19 protein-coding genes and 3 tRNA genes are annotated in these 22,012 nt (G+C 66.4%); 14 read left to right on the forward strand and 8 right to left on the reverse strand.

Annotation, left to right across the window (positions count from 1 at the left end; translation table 11 throughout):
• Positions 1–418: 418 nt before the first annotated feature.
• Both GIW57_RS12120 and GIW57_RS12125 read right to left on the reverse strand, forming a co-directional pair.
• On the reverse strand, positions 419–1,309 hold the full coding sequence (locus GIW57_RS12120; RefSeq protein ID WP_100460798.1) for a M48 family metallopeptidase: 891 nt from the start codon (positions 1,307–1,309) through the stop codon (positions 419–421).
• A gap of 102 nt (positions 1,310–1,411) precedes the next feature.
• A complete protein-coding gene (locus GIW57_RS12125) occupies positions 1,412–3,295 on the reverse strand; it encodes a formylglycine-generating enzyme family protein (RefSeq protein WP_236511051.1) in 1,884 nt (627 codons plus the stop codon).
• Between the two features lie 84 nt (positions 3,296–3,379).
• Here GIW57_RS12125 and rnd point away from each other — a divergent pair, with 84 nt between their 5' ends.
• Together rnd and GIW57_RS12135 are read left to right on the forward strand one after the other, a co-directional pair.
• On the forward strand, positions 3,380–4,459 hold the full coding sequence (rnd, locus tag GIW57_RS12130) for a ribonuclease D (RefSeq protein ID WP_236511054.1): 1,080 nt from the start codon (positions 3,380–3,382) through the stop codon (positions 4,457–4,459).
• 353 nt (positions 4,460–4,812) lie between these two features.
• Positions 4,813–5,988 (forward strand): serine hydrolase domain-containing protein, encoded by a 1,176-nt coding sequence (locus tag GIW57_RS12135; protein WP_236511057.1) that lies wholly within the window; start codon positions 4,813–4,815, stop codon positions 5,986–5,988.
• Positions 5,989–6,126: 138 nt separating this feature from the next.
• Here the strand turns inward: GIW57_RS12135 and GIW57_RS12140 are convergent, their stop codons facing one another.
• Entirely contained in the window at positions 6,127–8,457 is a 2,331-nt protein-coding gene (locus GIW57_RS12140) for a TonB-dependent receptor (RefSeq protein ID WP_329605759.1), read from the reverse strand.
• Between the two features lie 153 nt (positions 8,458–8,610).
• On the reverse strand, positions 8,611–9,201 hold the full coding sequence (locus GIW57_RS12145) for a TetR/AcrR family transcriptional regulator (RefSeq protein ID WP_100460838.1): 591 nt from the start codon (positions 9,199–9,201) through the stop codon (positions 8,611–8,613).
• Between the two features lie 101 nt (positions 9,202–9,302).
• Between GIW57_RS12145 and GIW57_RS12150 the strand changes: the two genes are divergently transcribed.
• From GIW57_RS12150 to GIW57_RS12165, 4 genes are all read left to right on the forward strand, one after another.
• Entirely contained in the window at positions 9,303–10,358 is a 1,056-nt protein-coding gene (locus tag GIW57_RS12150) for a sugar phosphate isomerase/epimerase family protein (RefSeq protein WP_108265689.1), read from the forward strand.
• 20 nt (positions 10,359–10,378) lie between these two features.
• The gene (locus tag GIW57_RS12155) at positions 10,379–11,272 is read left to right on the forward strand and encodes an alpha/beta hydrolase (RefSeq protein WP_100460859.1); all 894 of its coding nucleotides are present in this window, start codon (positions 10,379–10,381) and stop codon (positions 11,270–11,272) included.
• Complete coding sequence (locus tag GIW57_RS12160; RefSeq protein ID WP_100460862.1) at positions 11,262–12,176, forward strand: alpha/beta hydrolase; 915 nt, start codon at positions 11,262–11,264, stop codon at positions 12,174–12,176. The genes GIW57_RS12155 and GIW57_RS12160 overlap by 11 nt, the downstream gene beginning before the upstream one ends.
• Positions 12,177–12,311: 135 nt before the next feature.
• Positions 12,312–12,387 (forward strand) — tRNA-Ala (locus GIW57_RS12165).
• A 54-nt stretch (positions 12,388–12,441) separates the two neighbouring features.
• On the opposite strand, the gene GIW57_RS12170 is transcribed toward GIW57_RS12165, so the two are convergent.
• On the reverse strand, positions 12,442–12,615 hold the full coding sequence (locus tag GIW57_RS12170; protein ID WP_165787239.1) for a hypothetical protein: 174 nt from the start codon (positions 12,613–12,615) through the stop codon (positions 12,442–12,444).
• A 175-nt stretch (positions 12,616–12,790) separates the two neighbouring features.
• Positions 12,791–13,810, reverse strand: a complete 1,020-nt coding sequence (locus GIW57_RS12175; protein WP_100460865.1) for an NADP-dependent oxidoreductase — start codon at positions 13,808–13,810, stop codon at positions 12,791–12,793.
• 337 nt (positions 13,811–14,147) lie between these two features.
• On the opposite strand from GIW57_RS12175, the gene GIW57_RS12180 reads away from it, so the two are divergent.
• From GIW57_RS12180 to dxs, 8 genes are all read left to right on the forward strand, one after another.
• A tRNA-Phe gene (locus tag GIW57_RS12180) sits at positions 14,148–14,223 on the forward strand.
• Between the two features lie 42 nt (positions 14,224–14,265).
• A tRNA-Phe gene (locus GIW57_RS12185) sits at positions 14,266–14,341 on the forward strand.
• Positions 14,342–14,442: 101 nt separating this feature from the next.
• A complete protein-coding gene (locus GIW57_RS12190) occupies positions 14,443–15,018 on the forward strand; it encodes a hypothetical protein (protein WP_236511063.1) in 576 nt (191 codons plus the stop codon).
• A gap of 100 nt (positions 15,019–15,118) precedes the next feature.
• Positions 15,119–15,670 (forward strand): lipocalin family protein, encoded by a 552-nt coding sequence (locus GIW57_RS12195; RefSeq protein WP_100460873.1) that lies wholly within the window; start codon positions 15,119–15,121, stop codon positions 15,668–15,670.
• 162 nt (positions 15,671–15,832) lie between these two features.
• Positions 15,833–16,309 carry an LEA type 2 family protein gene (locus GIW57_RS12200; RefSeq protein WP_100460875.1) on the forward strand — a complete coding sequence of 159 codons (477 nt, stop codon included), beginning with the start codon at positions 15,833–15,835 and terminating at the stop codon, positions 16,307–16,309.
• 65 nt (positions 16,310–16,374) lie between these two features.
• A complete protein-coding gene (locus GIW57_RS12205) occupies positions 16,375–18,165 on the forward strand; it encodes an acyl-CoA dehydrogenase C-terminal domain-containing protein (protein WP_236511064.1) in 1,791 nt (596 codons plus the stop codon).
• Positions 18,166–18,629: 464 nt separating this feature from the next.
• Positions 18,630–19,295, forward strand: coding sequence for an HNH endonuclease (locus GIW57_RS12210; protein ID WP_025876340.1), 666 nt, complete (start codon positions 18,630–18,632; stop codon positions 19,293–19,295).
• 105 nt (positions 19,296–19,400) lie between these two features.
• Positions 19,401–21,308: a 1-deoxy-D-xylulose-5-phosphate synthase gene (gene dxs / locus GIW57_RS12215; RefSeq protein ID WP_032951912.1), complete on the forward strand. Its 1,908-nt coding sequence runs from the start codon at positions 19,401–19,403 to the stop codon at positions 21,306–21,308.
• Between the two features lie 134 nt (positions 21,309–21,442).
• Here the strand turns inward: dxs and GIW57_RS12220 are convergent, their stop codons facing one another.
• Together GIW57_RS12220 and GIW57_RS12225 are read right to left on the reverse strand one after the other, a co-directional pair.
• Positions 21,443–21,646 (reverse strand): hypothetical protein, encoded by a 204-nt coding sequence (locus GIW57_RS12220; RefSeq protein ID WP_032978640.1) that lies wholly within the window; start codon positions 21,644–21,646, stop codon positions 21,443–21,445.
• A 174-nt stretch (positions 21,647–21,820) separates the two neighbouring features.
• On the reverse strand, positions 21,821–22,012 hold a 192-nt coding region (locus tag GIW57_RS12225), incomplete at its 5' end, for a DUF3011 domain-containing protein (RefSeq protein WP_236511067.1).

The raw sequence follows: 22,012 nt of genomic DNA on the forward strand, positions 1-22,012 counted from the left end.
CGACACCGCCCCACCTTCGACAGTCTCCCGGTGACGGTTGGCCCATCCATGCCATGCGTGGATGAATCTCCATCGAGATCGAATATTTCGAATTGAAATCGAAAAGCATCCACGCATCGCGTGGATCTACGTGTCGACCAAGGTCGACACCCACCAAAAGCAGGTAATGCCATTCCAACCGATCGCGGAAATCTGTCGAAGGCGGGGTGGGTCCGGTTGCGGGAGTGTCCGCGGCATGGATGCCGCGGCCAAGCCCCCATGGACGGGTTCACGGCGTCTCCCGCAACCGGACCCAACCCGCCATCCCACGGATAGCCCGCTGTTGCAGTTGCAGTTGCAGTTGCAGTTGCAGTTGCAGTTGCTGTTGCTGTTGCTGTTGCTTCGGCGGGTGCAGGGCGCAGCCCTGCCGAACCACCCTTTACCTGGCCTGCTCGCAGAACTTCTGCCGGTACTCCAGTGCCTTCGGCATCAACGCCTGCAGATTCTGGATACGGGTACCCGGATTGGGGTGGGTCGAAGAGAATTCCGGCGGCGACTGGCCGCCACCTGCCTGCCCCATGCGCTGCCACAGCGGCACCGCCTCACGCGGGTCGAAACACGCCGCCGCCGCCAGCATCAGGCCTACTTCATCAGCCTGCGTCTCGTGGCTGCGCGCATACGGCAACAGATAACCGTAGCCCATCGCCGACATCATCATCTGTTGCTGCTGCGCATCCATGCCGCTGGCGGCGCCGGCCACCTGGCCGATCTGGGTCAGCTTCTGCTGGGCCATGCGCTGTGCACCGTGGCGCAGCAACGCATGGGCGATTTCATGGCCCATCACCACCGCCATCGCATCGCGGGTGCGCGCAACCGGAATCAGCCCCGTGTACACGGCCATCTTGCCGCCGGGCAGGCAGAACGCATTGGCCTGTTCGGACGGAATCACATTCACTTCCCACTCGAAGTCGCGCGCGAAGTGTGCCGGTTGCAGCCCGTGTTCCTGCGCCAGCGCGGTCTCCACCACGTCCACCTTGGCGATCAGTCGCTCGGCAATCGCCCGGACATCCTGCGAGACCTGTTCGTTCGGGCCCAGCGGGCGCTCCTGCGACAGGATCTGCTGGTAGGCCTGCAGGCCCAGTGCCTTCTCCTGGCTGGCGTCCAGGCTGCTGTCGATCAGCACCTTCTCGCCGGTATAGGGGTCGATCGCACGGTTGGAGAACCAGTAGAACGCCGCATAGCCGGCGGCCAACAGCAGCACCCACCAGCGGATGTTGCCGAACAGGCCACGCCGCTGCTGCGGCGAGCGGGAAAAAGGATCGTTGCGCATCGGCAGGTCTTCCGGCTGACCCCGCCGGCCGGCGGGCACGGCGCAATCTTAGTGCGACACTGCCTGCGGCGGGTGAAGCCGGCGCCGATCCAGGCGTGTCCGTCAGATCCCGCGGACCAGGCGGAAGCCGATGCGCGCGTTGGTGGTATCCGAATCCTGCGATTGCCGCCAGGCCGCCCGGGTCTGCTCCGGGGCATTGGCCCAGTTGCCACCCCGGATCACCCGTGAACGGCAGCCCGGGTTGAACCAGGCCACACCATCGGCCGGCGCGCGCCGATAGCTGGCATGCCAGCAGTCGGCCACCCACTCGCTCAGGTTGCCGCCCATGTCGTGCAGCCCGAAGCCGTTTGCCTGGAAACTGGCCACGGGCGCCGGCCCCCACCAACCATCGCCGTAGCCGACAAAGGCGTTGTGCCAATGCCTGCCGGAGGGTGAAGCGTCCTTGCTGCCGGTGTAATTGCCACTGCCTTCCGGCGGCAGCCCGGCATCGCCCCACGGGTAGCGGCCACTGCTGCCGGCACGCATCGCGTACTCGAACTCGGCCTCGCTGGGCAGGCGGTAGCTGCGGCCGGTCTGCTCGGACAGCCAGGTCGCGTAGTTCTCCGCGTCACGCACGCTGACGTGCATCACCGGTGAATTGCCCAGTGCCCGCCCGCCGTCATAGTCGGACCGCCAGTCGACCCCACTGCGACGGATGAAATTGCCGCTGCGCTCGTCATAGACCACCGAATGTCCACGTCGGGTCGCGCGTGGACGGGCATTGGTCGCCTTCACATAGCGCTCGAAGTCGCCCACGGTGATCTCGGTGATCGCCATCGCGTAACCGCGCTCGAAGCGCACATAGTGCGACGGCCGCTCTGCATCGGTTGCGCCCGGCTCGGTATCACTGGCACCCATCTGGAATCCGCCGTGCGGCACCACGATCATCTGCGGTCCACGGCCGCCATCACGCAGTGCATCGCTGAACACCTGTCCGGGCCGGAAGCTGCCGTAGTGGGTGGCCAGCTCGATGCGCTCGCGCAGTTGGGCCACCACCGCGTCGCCCGGCAAGGCGATGCGCAGCGCTTCGGCCAGCTTCTCGCGCGCAGGCTTCAATCCCTGCGGGGTGGTCAGATCATGCAGTCCGCCATCGCGCAGCTGGACCAGCGCTGCTGCACGGATCTGCTCGATGCGCTCGAACGCATCGGCGATGGTCGGTGACGAATCCCGCACCTTGCTGGCTTCTGCCAACCAGGCGCCGGCACTGGCGAAATCACGGATGCGCGCGGCGTCCTCGGCCCGCCGGATCAGCCCGCTTTCCGCCGCGGCCAAGCCCTGCCGCGCGCGTCGGCTATGCGGGTCCAACGCCAGTGCCTCGCGGAAGTTGCCGATGGCGCCATCACCCTCTTCACCTATCCGGTCGGCACGCAGATCGTCTTCGCCAGCGCGGTTGTAGGCGACCACGCGCTGCGCCGTCTCCACCCGGCCCTGCAGCGCGCGCACCTTCTCGTCCTTCGGCGCCAGGGTCAGCAGTACCAGCGCCTGGCGCCCGGCTTCGGCCAGCGCTTCACGCTGCCGCAATGGCTGCTGCAGCAACGCATCGGCCTGCTGCAGCAGGCGCTGCTTCGCACGTTGCAGGCCCAGACGCGCCTGGCGGTCGTCGGGTTCCTCTTCCTGCACCGCCAGCCACAGCGGCACTGCTGCATCGCCATCTTCGTACAGATGCCCCCGCGCGAATGCCTGATCGGCGGCCCGGCGCAGCTGTGCCCGCGTACGTCCCTGGCGATCGACCCGCGGCGGCGTCCACTGCTGGATGTCTTCGGCCGCATCGTCACCGGCAATGGTCACCGTGCCCTGCCCGCTACCAGGTGCCGGACCGGCCTCTGGTGCGGGATCGACCGGATGGCCTGCGGTACCACCGGAGGTCTGCGCAGGGAGCGACGGCGTGCAACCGGCCAGGCCCACGGCCAAGGCGGTACACAGCACGGGCGACAGCAGAAAACGCAAGCAGGGCCTCCTTCGGCACGGATGCGGACCGACGTTAGGCTATTCTCCCCTGCCTGAGCAAACACGAGTAGTAGGCCCTGACCTGTGGCAACCTGGATCACCACCCCCGCCGAGCTGGACACATACCGCCAGCAACGGCCGACCCGCATCGGCCTGGATACCGAATTCATCCGTGAACGCACCTTCTGGCCGCAACTGGCGCTGGTGCAGATGGCCGTCGGCGAGGACATCCTGCTGATCGACCCGTTGATTCCCGGCATGCCCGAGGCGTTGGCGCCTTGGCTGGCCGATGAATCCATCACCAAGGTGATGCACAGCGCCAGCGAAGACCTGGTGGCGTTCAAGTGGACCTGCGGCGTGCTGCCGCGCCCATTGTTCGACACCCAGATCGGCGCCGCCCTGGCCGGCATTGGTGCTGGCATGGGCTACCAGAAGCTGGTGCAGGAGATCACCGGCGTGGCACTGGAAAAGGGCGAAACCCGCTCTGACTGGATGCGCAGGCCGCTGTCGGATTCACAGCTGAAGTACGCCGCCGACGACGTCGAGCATCTCTTCGCGATGCATGACGCGATTTCCGCCAAGCTGGAATCGCTGGGGCGCCAGCAGTGGCTGCACGACGACGGCGAGCGCCTGCTGGCCAGCGTCGCCAATGACGAAGACCGCTGGCCACACCTGGGCATGCGCTCGGCGCAGTTCCTGGACGCGCCCGCGCAGCGCCGCCTGCTGCGCCTGCTGCGCTGGCGCGACGTGCAGGCGCGCGCCAGCGACCGTCCGCGCAGCTGGATCCTGGACAACGAGCTGGCCGCGACCCTGGCACGCACGCCGCCTGCCGATGCCACCGCATTGAGCAAGCTGTTCGAACAGTTCCCGAAGGCGCCGCGCAAGCTTGCCGCTGCGGTATGGGAGGCGCTGGATACTCCCTTGGCCGATGAAGCCGATGCACCATTGGCGATGCAGGCCAGCGATGCCAGCAAGCAGCTGCTGAAGAAGCTGCAGGATGCAGTAGCCGAACGCAGCCGCGAGCTCGGTCTGGCCGACGGCGTACTGGCCTCGCGCAAGCATCTGGAAAGCTATCTGGAGCATCGGCGGTGGCCTGCCGCATTGGCCGGATGGCGCCAGCAGGAACTGGAGCCGGTGCTGGCACCGCTGTTGCCCGCCGCTTGAGCCCCCTGCCGTCGTCGCGCATGCAGCGCGGCGACGGCACACCCGGGCATGGCCATGAGCGCGCGCGGCACGTGCCTGCAGCGCGCGACACGTCGCGCTACCGCCTCTCGAAACCCATGCGGCGCTGATTGCTCCCTGGGGCGAGCCCTGCCGCGATCCTGTACGTCCGCCAACAGGATCGCGCCGCTCGGTTTATGTACATGACTGCAGACACATACGCCTGCGTCGACGGCATGCAAGAGTGAATCGCACGTCACCTTGTACGCCTGTTCAAGGCACGAGTAGACGACACACCCCGCAGGACCGATGCCGTCGGCGTAGGTCCTGCCCACGCTGCTGCGCAAAGGACTCCCATGCACACGATCATCTCCGAACGGACCGCAGCTTCCCCCTCCCGCCCCATGCGCCACCTGCGCCGATGGCTGGGCGTTTCACTCCTGTGCGTTGCCGCAAGTGCCAGCGCCGCCGATGACCTGCAGGCACGCATTGCACAGGCGTTGCAGGGCACCACGACGCCGGCCATGGGAGCGCTGGTGATCCGCGATGGCAAGATCGCCGAGCAGGCCGTCAGCGGCGTGCGCCGCAATGATGAGAAGGTGGCCGCCAGCACCGGCGATGCCTGGATGATCGGCTCGACCGGTAAACCGATCACCGTGGCGATGATCGCGCGCCTGGTCGAACAGGGCGTGCTGAAGTGGGATGCGCCGCTGTCGACGATGCTGCCCGACCTCACGGCACAGATGCAGCCGGCCTACCGCAATGTCACGCTGGTGCAGCTGCTGTCGCACCGCGCCGGTCTGCCGGAGAACCTCACCGATGGCGCCGCATTGGATGCGTTCTTCACCGACACGCGTGCCCTGCCCATACAACGCGAGGCCTACATCAAGGCCGCGCTGTCCGAGGCGCCGATCCACCCGCCGGGAACGGAATTCGCTTACAGCAACAGCGGTTTCCTGATCGCGGCCGTGATCGCCGAGCGCGCCACCGGCAAGGACGTGGAAACGCTGATCCAACGCGAGGTGTTCCAGCCACTGAAGATGACCGGTGCCGGCTTCGGGCCGACCACGACAGGGCAGCCGTTGGGCCACCGCGGCGGCAAGCCCGTCACCCGCGCGCCACAGAAAGCCGATGATGGCGTACCGCCGATCTACACCGCCGCCGGCAACCTGCACATGCGCCTGCAGGACCTGGCGCTGTTCGCCATCGACCAGCTCGCGGGCAGCCATGGCAAGGGCACGCTGTTGACACCGGCGTCCTACACGCTGATGCAGAGCGCGCAACCGGGCAGCCCCTTGGGTCTGGACTGGGGCGTGCAGCCGTCGATCGCCGGCCGCCAGGGCCCGGTGCTGGTACACGGTGGCTCCGATGGCAACTGGCTGGCCTGGGTGGTGCTGTTCCCCGCACAGAACAGTGGCGTGATCGCCATTGCCAACGCCGCCGAAGACATGGGCGCGGACACGGCCACCATGGGTGTGCTCGGCGGCCTGTTCGCCGAACTGGCCCCTGCTGTCACGCCTGCCGCCAAGTAGACCCGTCACGACGCCCTGCACCTGCGGGGCGTCGATTCCGCGTCTCAGTTCCCACAACGGCAAACGCCCTGCACAGGCAGGGCGTCTGGAGGGAAGTGCAAAGGTGTCGGTACCGCGTGCGGTACCGACCGATGCCGCTTACCAGTTCATGTTCAGCGAAACACCGACGGTACGCGGCTCGTTGTAGACCGCGGCCATGTAGTTCTCGATCACACCCTTGAGGTTCTTCTCGTTGGTGATGTTGCGCGCGAACAGCGACACTTCATACGCGCCGTAGTTGCCCGAGTAGCCGATCTTCAGGCCGCCTTCGAAGTCACCCTTCGAATTGAACTCCTGGCTGTCGTACAGCACGAAGCTGGTGTAGCCCTGCTTGTTCCAGTCGGTGGACACGAACATCGTGCCCGCATCGCTGAGCGGGAAGTCGTAGCGCGCGGCCAGGTTGATGTTGTACTTCGGCGCGTTCGGCAGCGGATTGCCATCGATCTGGGCGAAGGTGTTGGCACCGACCTTGATCGTCGGGTCATCGACGGTGCACACGACCTTGCCGTTCAGTGCGCAGACCTGCGCATACACGCGCTTGTCCTTGATTTCGCTGTGCAGCAGGCTCAGGCCGGCGCTCAGGGTCAGGTTCGGGATCGGGCGCAGCTCCATGTCCGCTTCGAAGCCGTAGGCCTTGGCCTTGTCGGCGTTGAACAGCACGCCGTTGCCGTCCGAATCGTTGCCGTTGAGCTGGATGTCGTTGACGGTGTAGGTGAACGCGGTGGCATTCAAGCGCAGGCGGTTGTCCCACAGGCTGCTCTTCACGCCGGCTTCCCAGGACAGGATCGTCTCCGAATCGGCGGTGGTGAAGTCAGCGTTGAACACTGCCGAACGGCCCTGGATGGTCGGGCCACGGAAGCCGCGCGCGACCTTCGCATAGACGCTCACGTCCGGGGTGATCTGATACATCGCGCTCAGATCCCAGCTCGGGGTCGTGTCGGTCATCTTGACGTCGGTGCGGCCCTTGTAGGTGACTGCACCTGCGGCGGTGTCGGCGGTCTTCAACAGACGGGTGTGCTTCTCATCACGGGTCTGGCGCAGGCCGGCGGTGACGGTGAACTTGTCGGTGAAGGCGTAGCTGAGCTGGCCGAAACCGGCCCACGAGGTGTTCTTGTTGCGCAGGCGCACCCAGTTGTTCGGGTTGCGCGCCGCGCCCTTCAGGAACCAGGCGCGCTGGTAGAAGTCGGTGGTGTCGCTGCCGTTGAAGTAGAACGCGCCGGCCTGCCACTGCAGGGCGCTGTCATCGTGGCTGGCCAGGCGGAATTCCTGGGTCCACTGGTCCAGGTCACGGATCTGGCCCATCGACTGGCCATAGCCGTTCGGCACGCCATTGACCGGGAAGTTGACCGCGGCGCCGCCGTCGGTGTCACCGCGGCTGTAACCGGAGGTGGTCTCGTACGCGGTGATCGAGGTGAAGTCGATCGCGCCGAAGTCATAACGCGCCTTCACCGAACCGCCGTAGGTCTTGTACGCCTGCGGGTTGTTGTCGGCCTCGTCGTAGGCGACCTGGTCACGCGGCACGTCGGTCTTGTTCGAGCCCTTGGTCAGCGCGTTGCGCAGGAACAGGGTCGAGGTGCCTTCGTAGTCGCGGGCGTGGGCCGAGGCGAGGATCGAGAACTGGTCGCTCGGGGTCAGCAGCAGCTGCGCGCGCACGTTGCGGTCGTCGAAGCCGCCCATGGCGTTCTTCCTCGGGCTGACCGTGCCGTCGGCGCTGGGGCCGGTGTAGGTGTTGTCGACGTAGTCGTCGCGGTGCTGGTACAGGGCCGACACGCGGAACGAAGCGATGTCGTTGATCGGGCCACCGAAGCCACCGTCGATCGACACGCTGTTGTAGGAAGCGTAGCTGGCGCTGACACGGCCGCTGTAGTCCTGGGTCGGCTTGAGGGTGTCGAACTTGACGATGCCGGCGGTGGTGTTGCGGCCGAACAGCGAGCCCTGCGGACCGCGCAGCACTTCCACCTGGTCGACGTCATAGACCGGGTTGGACTTCAGCACCACGTGCTCCAGCACGACGTCGTCCTGGATGATCGACACCGGCTGCGAGGCACCCAGGTAGAAATCGATGTTGCCCAGGCCGCGGATGTAGAAGCGCGGGAAGATGCGGCCGGTGGTGGTTTCCGCATACAGGCTCGGCACGCGGCCGGACAGCGCCAGCAGGGTATCGTCGCCGCCGGCTGTGAAGTCGCGCATGCGCTCGCCCTGCACCACGCCAACCGACACCGGCACTTCCTGCAGGTTCTGCTCGCGGTGCTCGGCGGTCACGGTGATGGTGTCCAGCCCGGTCGGGGTCGGCGCACTGTCCTGTGCGGCAGCACCGAAGCTGGCAGCCAGGGCCAGGCCTGCACAGGCCAGGGCCAGCGGATGGCGACGGAAGGAAACGAGGGAGGACGACATGCCCGACGAACGGCGGGAATCGGAATGGGAAGGCATCGAAAGCTCTGAGGAGGCGTCCGTGCGGCCTGCGCTGACCGGGCGGCAAATAGGAGGAAAACTGCGCAAGCGGCCATTATCCTCCAAATTGTTACAATTTCGTTGCGCCTGCAGACAGCGGGGGCATCAAGCCGTTTTCGGCACAGTCCGCCCTCAGCCGGCCTTTGGCAACGGCGCCAGCGCAACCTCGACCATCGCCAGCAGGCGTTCGCGGCTGACGCCGTCACGCGCCTGCACCGAGATGCCATGCAGCACCGTGGCGAAATGATCGCCCAAGGCCTGCACGGACAGATCGGCCGCCAGCCCGCCGTCTGCCTGCGCCTGCTGCAGCCGCGCGATGATCGCTGCGGTGCGCTGGCGACGATGGCTGGCCAGCCAGTCACGTACGCCCTCGCCATCCGGTGACACGCTGCTGGCCGATGACACCACCAGGCAGCCATGCGGACGACCGCGGCGGGTGTAGGTCAACACGGCATCACGCAGCATGCTGCCGATCGCATCGCGCAGTGATGCCTGTTCCAGCGCGCGCGGCGCGAAGCCGCCCTCGCCTTCTTCGTACAGCGTCACCGCTTCGCGGAACAACTGCTCCTTGCTGCCGAACGCGGCGTAGATGCGCGCCGAGGCAATGCCAAGCGCTTCGACCAGCGCCGACATCGAGGTGCCCTCATAGCCGTGCTGCCAGAACAGCAGCATCGCCTTGCGCAATGCCTGGTCCCTGTCGAATTCGCGCGGTCGCCCTGCCATCTGCCTGCCTGCCGTTCTGAGGCGCGCAGTGTAACGCGGGTGTTGACCATCCCGATGCGCGCGCCTATTCTTTGTCGACCGACAAACAATTGGAGCAACACATGCAAACCCTCAAAGGCCCCAGCCTGCATCTGGCGCAGTTCGCTGGCGACCAGGCGCCGTTCGACAGCCTGTCCGGCATCGCCGCCTGGGCGGCCGGCCATGGCTTCAAGGCCCTGCAGATTCCGGCATGGGACGCGCGCCTGTTCGACCTGGCCACCGCTGCCGACAGCCAGGACTACTGCGATGACCTGCGTGGCACCCTGGCCGAGCACGGCCTGCAGGTCAGCGAACTGACCACCCACATCCTGGGCCAGCTGGTCGCCGTGCATCCGGCCTACGATGAGCTGTGCGATGGCTTCGCACCGGAAGCACTGCGCGGCAACCCGAAGGCCCGCAGCGAATGGGCGCAGCAGCAGCTGCATCTGGCCGCCCGCGCCTCGCGCCGGCTCGGCCTGCAGGACATGGGCACCTTCTCCGGCTCGTTCGCCTGGCCCTACCTGTTCCCGTTCCCGCAGCGTCCGCCGGGCCTGATCGATACCGCGTTCGATGAGCTGGCACGCCGCTGGCGGCCGATCCTCGACACCTGCGAGGACAACGGCATCAACCTCTGCTACGAAATCCATCCCAGCGAAGACCTGCACGATGGCACCAGCTTCGAACGCTTCTTCGAGCGTGTGGGCCAGCACGAGCGCTGCCGCATCCTGTTCGATCCCAGCCACTTCGTGCTGCAGCAGCTGGATTACCTGCAGTTCCTGGACATCTACCATCCGCTGATCCGCATGTTCCATGTCAAGGACGCGGAGTTCCGCCCCAATGGCCGTCAGGGCATCTACGGTGGCTACGCCGACTGGACCGAACGCGCGGGCCGCTTCCGCTCGCTGGGCGATGGCCAGGTCGATTTCAAGTCGATCTTCTCCAAGCTGGCGCAGTACGACTACGCCGGCTGGGCAACATTGGAGTGGGAGTGCTGCCTGAAGGACCAGGAAGCCGGCGCGCGCGAAGGTGCCGCCTTCATCCGCGACCACATCATCCCGGTCACCGACAAGATCTTCGACGACTTCGCCGGCGCGCCGATCAGCAGCGCCCAGATGCAGCACATGCTCGGCATCGCCTGAGCCCCCACCGGAACATTCCCATGACGAACATCCCCACCGCTGGTACCCCCGGCGACGACACCCTGCGCCACCACTACCTGCGCATCGACGGCCAGCGCGTGCATTGCGTCTCCGCTGGCAGCGGGCAACCGGTGCTGTTGATCCCGGGCTGGCCGCAGACCTGGTACGCCTGGCGCCACGTGCTGCACGCACTGGCCGAGGCCGGTTTCGAAGCGATCGCGGTCGACCCGCCCGGCATCGGCGAATCCGATCGTCCCGCACACGGTTACGACACCGGCAGTGCCGCCGCGGTACTGCATCAAACCATGCAGGCCCTCGGCCACGAGCGCTACCAGGTGGTCGGCCATGACATCGGCATGTGGATCGCCTATGCGTTGGCCAGCGACCAGCCGCAGGCGGTACAGCGCCTGGCCGTGACCGAAGCGGTGATTCCCGGGCTGGCACCTGAGCCGGGCATCTTCGCCGCGCCAGCCGACAACATCTTCCTGTGGCACTTCATGTTCAACCAGGTGGCCGATCTGCCCGAGGCACTCATCAGCGGTCGCGAACGCGCCTACCTGGACTTCATGTTCGACCGCTGGTCGTACCGGCGCGATGCGGTGGCCAGCGAAACCTACATCGCCGCCTACAGCCGCCCCGGCGCGTTGCGTGCAGGGTTTGCCTGGTACCGCGCGATTCCGGAAACCATCCGCCAGAACCAGGTCCGCGCACAACGCCGGTTGACGATGCCGGTGCTGGCCATCGGCGCCGAGCACGCCACCGGCAACGCCCCGATGCTGACCCTGCAGCCGCACGCCGATGATCTGCGCGGCAGCGTCGTTCCGGGCTGTGGCCACTTCATCATGGAAGAAGCACCGCAGGCCTTCCTCGCCCAGCTGCTGCCGTTCCTGCAGGAGGCTGACCATGCCGCTTGAACCTGCGTTGCAGGCGTTCGTGGATGCGGTAGCGGCGCAACCGCTGCCGGACGATCTGCTGGAACTGCGCGCACTGAGCGAGCAGGCGCTGCCCACGCTGCAGGGCGCCACCGAGGCGGTATCGCATGTCGTGGAGCACGTCATCAGCGCGCGCGACGGCCATGCGCTGGTTGTGCGCCTGTACACGCCCGCAGCCATCAGCACGGACCCGTGCCCTGCCCTGCTGTTCGCCCACGGCGGTGGCTGGTTCCAGTGCTCGCTGGCGGTCTATGACGGCCCTTGCCGGGCTCTGGCCAATGCCAGCGGCCATGTCATCGCGGCCGTCGGTTATCGACTGGCGCCGGAACATCCGTTCCCGACGCCGCTGCACGACGTCGTCGACGCCTGGCTGTGGCTGCAGGCCAATGCTGCAGACCTGGGGCTTGATCCAGCACGCCTGGTCATAGGCGGCGACAGCGCGGGCGGCAATCTCGCCGCAGCGTGCTGCCTGTTGCTGCGCGATCAGGGACTGCCGCTGCCATCGCATCAACTGCTGCTGTACCCGGCACTGGACGCCACCATGTCCAGCAGCAGCTACCGCGAGTTCGCCGACGGCTACTACCTCAACGCCGAACTGATGCAGCGCTGTTGGCAGGCCTATCTGGGCGACGGTGACCGCCGGCAGTCGCTGGCTTCGCCCCTGCACGCCGCAGATCTGCGCGGGCTGCCGGCGGCGACGGTACTGAGCTGTGAGTTCGACCCGCTGCGCGACGAAGCTGAACAGTACGCCGCGCAGCTGCGGGAGGCGGGCGTGGACTGCACGCTGGAGCGCCTGCCGGGAATGATCCACGCCTGCATCCACCTGCATGGCGTGTCGGCTGCGACCGACATCGCGATCCAGCGCGCGGCGGCCCTGCTGCCCTGAGCCAGGCCTGCAGCGGCGCAGATCACCTGCGCCGCTGTGTTCGACCTGCCCCTTTGCAGCCGGCACCGGCCAGCGCTATGCTAGGGACGTCACGTGGCGCCAGCTCCGCTGCCCACGGGATGCAACACCCCCCATGGGGCCATAGCTCAGCTGGGAGAGCGCGTCGTTCGCAATGACGAGGTCAGGAGTTCGATCCTCCTTGGCTCCACCATATGAAAAACAGAAAGCCCCGGCACTGCCGGGGCTTTCTGTTTTGGCGAACCGCTCAGGCCGGGTCCTGCCCGCCGTCCTTGCGCACCGGTGCACGCGAATGCGCGTCACGTACCTTCTGGTCCTGCTGGCCAGGGCGCTGCTTGGCCACTTCATCCTGCTGCCGGTCCTGCCGACTTTCCTGCACGCCTTCGTGGGCGTTCGAGGTCTTCTTGTCGTGTTCGGTCATGAATCGCTCCCACAACGCCGGCAACAGGCCGGCGTGACGCAGACAACGCTATCCGCGCCTGCGTGATGCGGCGGTCGGCTGCCCGCGAACAGCGCGTGCAGCCTTCGTACCGATGCAGCGCCGACGCCCTCCGGTACGCGGCATGCGTCCAGATCCAGGTCCGCGAAGCAGTCGCTCAATCCAGCTTCACCACCAGCTTGCCGAAGTTGCGCCCCTGCAGCAGGCCGAAGAAGGCTTCCGGTGCATTCTCAAGCCCCTGCACGACGTCTTCGCGGTACTGGATGCGCCCATCGCGCAGCCACTGCGGCATGTCGCGCTCGAAATCCGGCCACCGATGCTTGAAGTCATGGACGATGAAGCCCCGCACGGTCAGCCGCTGGCGCAGGATCTGGCTGAACAGCGCCGGCAGCCGATCCGGCCCAGGCTGCGCGACGCCGCGGGCGTTGTAGGTGGCGATGGTGCCGCACACCGGAATGCGCGCGAAATCATTGAGCAGCGGCAGCACGGCGTCGAGCACATGCCCGCCCACGTTCTCGAAATACACGTCGATGCCATCCGGTACGGCAGCACGCAGCTGCGCTGCAAAATCGGAGGCGCGATGGTCCAGCGCCACGTCCACACCCAGTGTTTCCAGGTACGCACGCTTGGCCTCGCCACCGGCGATGGCGACCACCCGCGCACCCTGCAGCTTGGCCAACTGCGCCACGGTGGCACCGACCGGTCCGCTGGCAGCAGCCACCACCAGGGTCTCACCGGGTTGCAGCTTGCCGATTTCGATCAGGCTGGAGTACGCGGTGAACCCCGGCATGCCGTACACGCCCAATGCCGTGCTCAGCGGCAGCCCGGCCGGATCCAGGCGCCGGCTGATCGCATCGCCTGCCACCACGGCATGGGTCTGCCAACCACCCGGGGCCAGCACCAGGTCGCCCACCGCCAGGCCAGGCGCCTGCGACTGCAGCACTTCGGCCACGGTCTGGCCCTCCATCACCGCATCCACTGACACCGGCGGTGCGTACGACGGGCCATCATCCATGCGTCCGCGCATGTACGGATCCAGCGACAGGTAACGGTTGCGCAGCAGCACCTGGCCGGGGCCCAGCGCCGGAAGGGGCGCCTGCTCGAGGCGGAAATTGGCGGCGACCGGCGCACCTTGCGGACGCGAGGCAAGCACGATGCGGGTGGTTGAATCGGACATGTCCAATGGCTCTGCTGCGGGCAGCGTTGGGTAGGGAACCGCGACAGTACGCCGCGCCCTGCCCTCATGGGCGCCATGAAAACAGCGTTCCATCGGCGCCTTCCCCACGCCGGCGCTGTATCGCTTGCGCCGTCAGCTTTGGCGTCAGCGGCGGGCCGCTGTTTTCCGCGTCCAGCATTTCCGGCCAAGCTGGCCCAACGCAGGATCAACCACTTGCACGGCCTTCCACCGTCCGCAGACACCAATGTGAAGGTTTTTTTCCAAAACGCTTGCCGAACCTGTCCTACGTCCGTAATATGCGCGTCCTCGGCAGCGACATCGCTGCAACGAAACAAGTGGCCGAGTAGCTCAGTTGGTAGAGCAGGGGATTGAAAATCCCCGTGTCGGCGGTTCGATTCCGTCCTCGGCCACCACTTTCGAAGACCTGCAGAAATGCAGGTCTTTTTTTTCTACATGGCCGAGTAGCTCAGTTGGTAGAGCAGGGGATTGAAAATCCCCGTGTCGGCGGTTCGATTCCGTCCTCGGCCACCATGTTCAAAGACCTTCAGAAATGCAGGTCTTTTTTTTTGGCGCGTTCATTGTCGCTGGCACTGTAGTACCGTCTACGGCTCATTGCATGGAGCACTGATGACATGGACGACACCCTCGCCCTGCCCCGCCTGCAGCAGTCACTGCGCCGCCTGCAGTACGTGGTAGCCGCATTGGCCACCCTGCTTCTGGTGCTCGCGGGCATGACGGGCTGGCTGCTGCTGCAGCGGAACGCCCCGCTGCATGCCGACAGCATCAGCACGCAAAGGCTGCAGGTGCTGGACGATCGCGGCGTGGTACGTGTGCAGATCGGCCAGGATGCGGGCGACGACGACCGACGCAGCCGCGCCGCGGGCCTGCTCATCTTCGACCGCAGCGGTGTCGAGCGCGGCGGCCTGAGTACCTTTGAAGACGGCAGCACTGCTCTCGCCCTGGACGCCCCGCTGGGCATGGGGGATGCCCGTTGGCGCGACCGCGCCGGGCTGCGCGTGGACGCCGATGGCTCGGCCCAGCTGCTGCTGACCGACAACCTCACCCGTGGCGTGGTGCGCCTGCATTCGAAGGGCACCGGCGGCGGCGGCATGGACACTTTCAGATGGGACATGTCCAACGGTACGTTGCACACACGTACCCTTACCTACGATGGCGACGAGCGCAGCCAACGCGCCTTCGATCCGTAGCTGACCGCCGGCGGCAGGCACGATCCGGCACCGCATGGAACTTTTACACCGGCATGCCGCCGCTGGCCTAAGCTCCAATCCTCCTGCCCGGAGCCGACCCATGCATCTGCGCCCTGCCCTGCTCGCCTGCCTGCTGCTTTTCGCCGCACCGGCACTCGCTGCCGAGCCCGTGCGCGCCGTCAGTGAACTGGACATCGATCGCTACGCCGGCCAGTGGCACGAGATCGCTCATCTGCCGGTCTCGTTCCAGAAGCAGTGCGTGGGCGAGATCACCGCCAACTACGGGCTGCGCCGCGATGGCCGCATCAGCGTCACCAATGCCTGCCGCAAGGCCGATGGCGAGCGGGTTGTCGCCGAAGGCGTGGCGCGGCCCGTTGCGGGACAGCCCGGCCAGCTGCAGGTGCGCTTCGTTCCCGACTGGCTGAGCTGGGTGCCGCTGGTCTGGGCCGACTACTGGGTGATCGCGCTGGACCCGGACTACCAGTGGGCGATGGTCGGCGAACCCGGCCACAAGTATCTGTGGATCCTCGCGCGCCTGCCGGAGATGGACCGCGCCCTGTTCGACCGGCTCAAGGCCAAGGCCGAAGCGATGGGCTACGACCTCGCACCGCTGCGCATGATGGCGCCCCTGCGCGACACCTCCGCCGATTGAGGCGCCGCCCAACCGGGGCACGCTACGTCCGCATTCCGGCATCGCGCACGCCTCGCGTGCATCTTCACGCGCTACCCTCTGTGGCCGGTCGCCGCAGGCGCCCTTTCCACCATACGCCGTAGTATGCTTATTCCACGCACCGCCTTCAGAGGACCTGCGCCCATGCTCCACCGCTTCCGTACCGCCTTGATCGTCCTGTGCACCCTGGCCCTGGTCGCTTGCGGCGATGGCATCGTCAAGCGTGTCTCGGAACCGGCCGCGAGCCTGCAGCAGCTGACCGTGCAGGCCAACGGCGACTGGACCGTCGCCCTGCGTCTGCAGAACTACAGTTCGATGCCGATGAGCTTCGACGACGTCGCGCTGGCCTTGACCATCGGCGACACCGAGGCCGGCCCCCTGTCCGCCAAGCCGGGCATCTCCATCGGCGGCGTCTCCGCCGATGTCATCAACGTCAACTTCAAGCCCAGCCCGGCCGCACGCCTGGTGATCGCCGACGCACTGGCCAGCAACCGCACCCTCGCCTACAGCCTGAAGGGCACGGTGTCGGCCACGCCGCAGGAAAAGAAGCAGCGCACCTTCGACATCAACAGCCGCAGCACGCTCAACCAGGCCCCGGGCCTGCCCGGCGTACTGCGCTGATCTCCGCTTTCCGCCGCGACGCATCGCGCCGCTCCCCCTGTTACTGATCAAATCGAGACGCACCGATGAGCAGCTACACCGCCCCGCTTTCCGACCTTCGTTTCGGCCTGCACGATGTGCTGAAGGTCGAGCCGCTGTTCGCCCGCCTGGGCTTCACCGACGCCACCGCCGATGTCGTCGATGCCGTGCTGGAAGAAGCCGGCCGCTTCAGCGCCAGCGTGCTGGCCCCGCTCAACAGCGTGGGCGACGAGATCGGCTGCGTGCTCGACCAGGCCAGCGGCGAAGTGACCACCCCACCCGGCTTCAAGCAGGCCTACGATCAGTTCGTCGACGGCGGCTGGACCGGCCTGACCGCGTCGCCGGAACTGGGCGGCCAGGGCCTGCCGCACACGCTGGGCGTGCCGCTCAATGAAATGATCAACGCCGCCAACCTCGCCTGGGGCAATTTCCCGCTGCTGTCGCACGGCGCCATCGAAGCGCTGAAGCAGCACGGCGAAGCCTGGCAGCACGAGGCCTTCCTGAAGCCGCTGATCGAAGGCCGCTGGACCGGCACCATGTGCCTGACCGAGCCGCATTGCGGCACCGACCTGGGCCTGCTCAAGACCAAGGCCGAGCCGAACGCCGATGGCAGCTATTCGATCACCGGCACCAAGATCTTCATCACCGCGGGCGAGCACGACCTGACCGGCAACATCGTGCACCTGGTGCTGGCCAAGCTGCCCGACGCTCCCCCGGGCGCCAAGGGCATCTCGCTGTTCGTCACCCCGAAGTTCAAGGTCGATCGCGAGGGCAACGTCGGTGAGCGCAACGCGCTGCGCTGCGGCTCGATCGAGCACAAGATGGGCATCAAGGGCTCGGTCACCTGCGTGATGAATTTCGATGGCGCGCAGGGCTACCTGGTCGGCCAGCCGCACAAGGGCCTGCAGGCGATGTTCACCATGATGAACACTGCTCGCCTGGGCGTCGGCCTGCAGGGCATCGGCCTGTCCGAGCGCGCCTACCAGAACGCGCTGAAGTACAGCCGCGAGCGCCTGCAGTCGCGTTCACTCAGCGGCACCAAGTTCCCGGACAAGCCGGCCGACCCGATCCTGGTGCATCCGGACGTGCGTCGCATGCTGCTGACCATCAAGTCGCTGGTGGAAGGCAGCCGCCTGCTGGCCCTGCATGCCGCCACCCTGATCGACGTGGCCCACCATGCAGAAGATGCCGGCGAGCGTGAGCGCGCTGACACGCTGGTGAGCTTCCTGACCCCGATCTCGAAGGCCTGCCAGACCGAATGGGGCATCGAGAACACCTACAACGCCCTGCAGTGCTTCGGTGGCCACGGCTACATCCGCGAACACGGCATGGAACAGCTCGCCCGCGATGCCCGCATCACCACGTTGTATGAAGGCACCACCGGCATCCAGGCGCTGGACCTGATCGGCCGCAAGACCGCATCCAGCCAGGGCGCCGGCCTGAAGCTGATGCTGGCCGAGATCGAAGCGTTCGCCAAGGCGAATGAAGGCAACGAAAGCCTGGCCGAGTTCATCGGCCCGCTGCGCGCCAAGGCCGCCGAGTGGGGCAAGCTGACGATGGACGTGCTGCAGCGTTCGGCCGCCAACCCGGACGAACTGGGTGCAGCCAGCTACGACTACCTGTTCTATTCGGGTTATGTGGTGCTGGCCTACTGGTGGGCCCGCAGCGTGGCCGCCGCCGATGCCAGCGCGCACGGCGCCGCCTTCGCCCAGGGCAAGCGCGAGACCGCGCGCTTCTACTTTGCCCGCGTGCTTCCGCGCACCCTCGGCCACGCCGCCGCCATCCAGGCGGGTGCCGCACCGCTGATGGCAATGGACGACGAACGCTTCGGCGCCTGAGCCGGGCCGCGCCCGGCACCCGCGGTAGTGCCGGCCGCTGGCCGGCAACCGCGACAGCAACAGCTGGTTTTCTACGGGATGGCGTGGCGGTGTGGGCTGGCAGGACACGCCGTAAACCCATCCCTGGGGGCTCGATGGCGCCATCCATGGCGCCAACGGTCCTGCCAGCCCACACCGCCCCGCCCCTGACAGTTCCCCGCGGCTGTTGGTAGGTGTCGACCTTGGTCGACACATAGATACACGCCATGCGTGGATGGAAACCCCCGAAATCCATCTGGAGAAAAGCCCCCCTTTGTTAAGGGGGGCGCGCCGACGGCGCGGGGGATAGGAGGAATGCGTGGGCATCCCAACCCGCCATCGGCGGGCTGGGATGCGGAATGCGCGGACCTGAATGTTGACGATTTGTGTATCGCCCCCTGGGCGATACACAAATCGTCAACATTCAGGTATAAGCTGTTTTCCCGATGGAGACAGACACTACACGCTTGGGTCTGATCGAAGCCGGAGCTCCGTTTTCTGCTCCGGGCGCCGAAGCATCGCCCAACGCCACGACGCTGCATCGCCCCGGCACGGTCCGGTTGCTCTCACTTGATGGTCACGGGCGGGTCCTGGATTGGATCACCTGGCAGGACGCCGCCTGCCTCTACGCCCGCGATGCCGTCGCCTGGACACTCGGCGACCCCTGCCTGCACATCCACGGTGGGACAAATCGTCGCAGTGGCATGCAGAGCGGGATGGATCTGCACCCGATCATCGCCGCGCGCGGCCATGCCCGCTCACGCGCGCTGGACCCGACACCGAACCTGACCAACCCGGCCCTGTTCGCCCGCGATGCCCATCTCTGTCTTTACTGTGGCCAGCAGTTCGGACGCCCGACCCTGACCCGCGACCACGTCATGCCCTTGTCCAAAGGCGGCCTGGATACCTGGGAAAACGTAGTCACCGCCTGCTTCCACTGCAATTCGCGCAAGAGCGACCGCACCCCGCAACAGGCCGGCATGCCATTGCTGGCGGTGCCCTACCGGCCGAGCTGGATCGAGCACCTGATCCTGTCCAACCGCAACATCCTGGCCGACCAGATGGCGTTCCTGAGGGCCCAGCTGCCCAAGCGTTCCAAGCTCTGCACCTGAACACCTGAAATTGCAACCCTCACCGTCCTGTCACGGACGGCGGCGTTTGCTTGCCCCACCCCCGTTTGAGGGCGAAAATGGGCGTTCAGAACAAGTGCGAACATGATGATCGACTCTGCCCGCTATCCCCGCCTCGCGCGCATCCAGACACCGGATGACCTGCGCACGTTCGACGAATCCGAACTGACGGCGGTTGCCGATGAACTGCGTGCCTACCTGATCGAATCGGTTGGCAAAAGCGGCGGCCACTTCGCCGCCGGCCTGGGCGTGATCGAGCTCACCGTGGCCCTGCACTACCTGTACCAGACCCCGGTTGACCAGCTGGTCTGGGACGTCGGCCACCAGACGTATCCGCACAAGATCCTGACCGGTCGCCGCGACGAGATCCACACCGTCAAGCAGAAGGACGGCGTCGCGCCGTTCCCCAAGCGCGAAGAGAGCGAATACGACACCTTCGGGGTTGGCCATTCCTCGACCTCGATCTCGGCAGCGCTGGGCATGGCCATCGCGCGCCAGACCGAAGGTGACGACCGCAAGGTCGTGGCCGTGATCGGCGACGGCGCGATGACCGCCGGCATGGCGTTCGAAGCGCTGATGCACGCCGGCGGCATGGAACCGGAACCGAACCTGCTGGTGATCCTCAACGACAACAACATGTCGATCTCCGAGGCGGTGGGCGGGCTGACCAAGATGCTCGGCCGCGCCACCGGCAGCCGCACGCTCAATGCGCTGCGCGAAGGCGGCAAGAAGATCCTCGGCGACAAGAAGAACAACCCCGCCCGTTTCGTGAAGCGCTGGGAAGAACACTGGAAGGGCATGTTCGTGCCGTCCACGATGTTCGAGGAAATGGGCTTCCATTACACCGGCCCGATCGACGGCCATGACCTGCCGGCGCTGCTGTCCGCGCTGAAGACGCTGCGTGCCTCCAAGGGCCCGAAGCTGCTGCATGTCATGACCACCAAGGGCAAGGGCTACGAGCCGGCCGAAGGCGACCAGATCGGTTACCACGCAGTGGGCCCGTTCGATCCGGACAAGGGCCTGGTGGCCAAGACCGGCGCGAAGAAGCCGACCTATACCGACGTGTTTGGCGACTGGCTGTGTGACGCCGCTGCGGCCGAGCCGCGCCTGTATGGCATCACCCCGGCGATGCGCGAAGGCTCCGGCCTGGTGCGCTTCAGCAGGGAGTACCCGCAGCGCTACTTCGATGTGGCCATCGCAGAGCAGCACGCGGTGACCTTGGCTGCAGGCATGGCCACCCAGGGTGGCAAGCCGGTGGTGGCGATCTATTCCACCTTCCTGCAGCGCGCGTACGACCAGCTGGTGCATGACGTGGCCATCCAGGATCTGGATGTGCTGTTCGCGATCGACCGCGCCGGCGTCGTCGGCCCCGATGGTGCGACCCACGCCGGCAACCTCGACCTCAGCTTCCTGCGCTGCGTGCCGAACATGGTGGTGATGGCTCCGTCCAACGAGGCCGAGTGCCGGCAGATGCTCAGCACCGGCCTGCAGCACCCCGGCCCGGCAGCGGTGCGCTACCCGCGCGGCAGCGGTACCGGCGTGGATGCCGGCAGCGATCTGTCGACCCTGCCGATCGGCAAGGGCGAGCTGCGCCTGCAGGGCAACCGCGTCGCCCTGCTCGCCTTCGGCAGCACCGTCGCCGCCGCCGAACAGGTGGGTCGCGAACTGGGTTTGAGCGTGGTCAACATGCGCTTCATCAAGCCACTGGATCGCGAACTGGTACTGGCGATGGCCAACCAGCACGACGCACTGGTGACGATCGAAGACAACGTGGTGGCGGGCGGCGCCGGTTCGGCCGTGGCCGAACTGCTCAATGCCGAGGACGTGCTGCGTCCGATCCTGCACCTGGGCCTGCCCGATGCCTTCCAGCATCACGCCAGCCGCGAGGACCTGCTGGCCGAGGCCGGCATCGATGCGGCCGGCATCCGTGCGGCACTGCTCAAGCGCTGGCCGCAATTGGCAGCCGGTAACCCGCCGCTGAGCGCGGCGGGCTGAGAAACCGCAGAGGTATGGGCCACGCCATGCGTGGCTCCCCAGGCCTCTCATCCACGCATGGCGTGGATCTACCAGGGTAAAAGTAGATCCACGCCATGCGTGGATGCCGCAGACCCAGCCGGCGAACGGCGCTGTCAGCCGTAGCTGATCGCTTCGACGAATGCCCCGCTGGACTCCACCCGCACCGAGGCGCGCTGGCCGGTATCGGTGAAATGCAGGCGGGCCAGGGTTTCGGCGAAATCGAAGGCACGGACGCCATCGCGGAACTCGATCGGTTCCGGTTTGTCCGGATGCAGCACGCGCCATTGGCGCTGCTCACATTGCAGTCGGATCAACATGCGTTGCTCACTCCTTGAACAGCGTATCGACGACGAGAGAATGACCGCACCAGGCGCGACAGGGATGGCCAGTGCGAACCGGGACGCGCAAGGCGTCCCAGGGGTCGACAATACGAGGAAAGAAGTGTGATCGCTATCAGATTTCTCTGATCTTGAGCCGATCGCGTCAGCCGCTCAGTTCACCTGGAACTGGGCCCTGCAGCCGTTGCTGACCCAGATGCCATGGCGGTCCCAGCCCCAGCTCTGGCCTTCGATGCAGGCACTGCGCGATTCCTGCCGCACCAGACGCACGCCGCGACGAACCTGCGCGTCACAGTACTGCTGGCGTCGGTCATTGGAATGGCAGGCAATCACCTGGCCGCCACC

This window comes from Stenotrophomonas sp. PA-6-5C (genome assembly GCF_021605635.1).
Lineage (GTDB): Bacteria > Pseudomonadota > Gammaproteobacteria > Xanthomonadales > Xanthomonadaceae > Stenotrophomonas > Stenotrophomonas lactitubi.

Coding starts and splice junctions, on each gene's coding strand:
- GIW57_RS12160 (WP_100460862.1), top strand. CDS start 11,262: ATGCCGCTTGAACCTGCGTTGCAGGCGTTCGTGGATGCGGTAGCGGCG.
- dxs (WP_032951912.1), top strand. CDS start 19,401: ATGATCGACTCTGCCCGCTATCCCCGCCTCGCGCGCATCCAGACACCG.
- GIW57_RS12205 (WP_236511064.1), top strand. CDS start 16,375: ATGAGCAGCTACACCGCCCCGCTTTCCGACCTTCGTTTCGGCCTGCAC.
- GIW57_RS12135 (WP_236511057.1), top strand. CDS start 4,813: ATGCACACGATCATCTCCGAACGGACCGCAGCTTCCCCCTCCCGCCCC.
- GIW57_RS12120 (WP_100460798.1), bottom strand. CDS start 1,309: ATGCGCAACGATCCTTTTTCCCGCTCGCCGCAGCAGCGGCGTGGCCTG.
- GIW57_RS12140 (WP_329605759.1), bottom strand. CDS start 8,457: ATGCCTTCCCATTCCGATTCCCGCCGTTCGTCGGGCATGTCGTCCTCC.
- GIW57_RS12210 (WP_025876340.1), top strand. CDS start 18,630: ATGGAGACAGACACTACACGCTTGGGTCTGATCGAAGCCGGAGCTCCG.
- GIW57_RS12195 (WP_100460873.1), top strand. CDS start 15,119: ATGCATCTGCGCCCTGCCCTGCTCGCCTGCCTGCTGCTTTTCGCCGCA.
- GIW57_RS12155 (WP_100460859.1), top strand. CDS start 10,379: ATGACGAACATCCCCACCGCTGGTACCCCCGGCGACGACACCCTGCGC.
- GIW57_RS12170 (WP_165787239.1), bottom strand. CDS start 12,615: ATGACCGAACACGACAAGAAGACCTCGAACGCCCACGAAGGCGTGCAG.
- GIW57_RS12145 (WP_100460838.1), bottom strand. CDS start 9,201: ATGGCAGGGCGACCGCGCGAATTCGACAGGGACCAGGCATTGCGCAAG.
- GIW57_RS12190 (WP_236511063.1), top strand. CDS start 14,443: ATGGACGACACCCTCGCCCTGCCCCGCCTGCAGCAGTCACTGCGCCGC.
- GIW57_RS12200 (WP_100460875.1), top strand. CDS start 15,833: ATGCTCCACCGCTTCCGTACCGCCTTGATCGTCCTGTGCACCCTGGCC.
- GIW57_RS12175 (WP_100460865.1), bottom strand. CDS start 13,810: ATGTCCGATTCAACCACCCGCATCGTGCTTGCCTCGCGTCCGCAAGGT.
- GIW57_RS12150 (WP_108265689.1), top strand. CDS start 9,303: ATGCAAACCCTCAAAGGCCCCAGCCTGCATCTGGCGCAGTTCGCTGGC.
- GIW57_RS12220 (WP_032978640.1), bottom strand. CDS start 21,646: ATGTTGATCCGACTGCAATGTGAGCAGCGCCAATGGCGCGTGCTGCAT.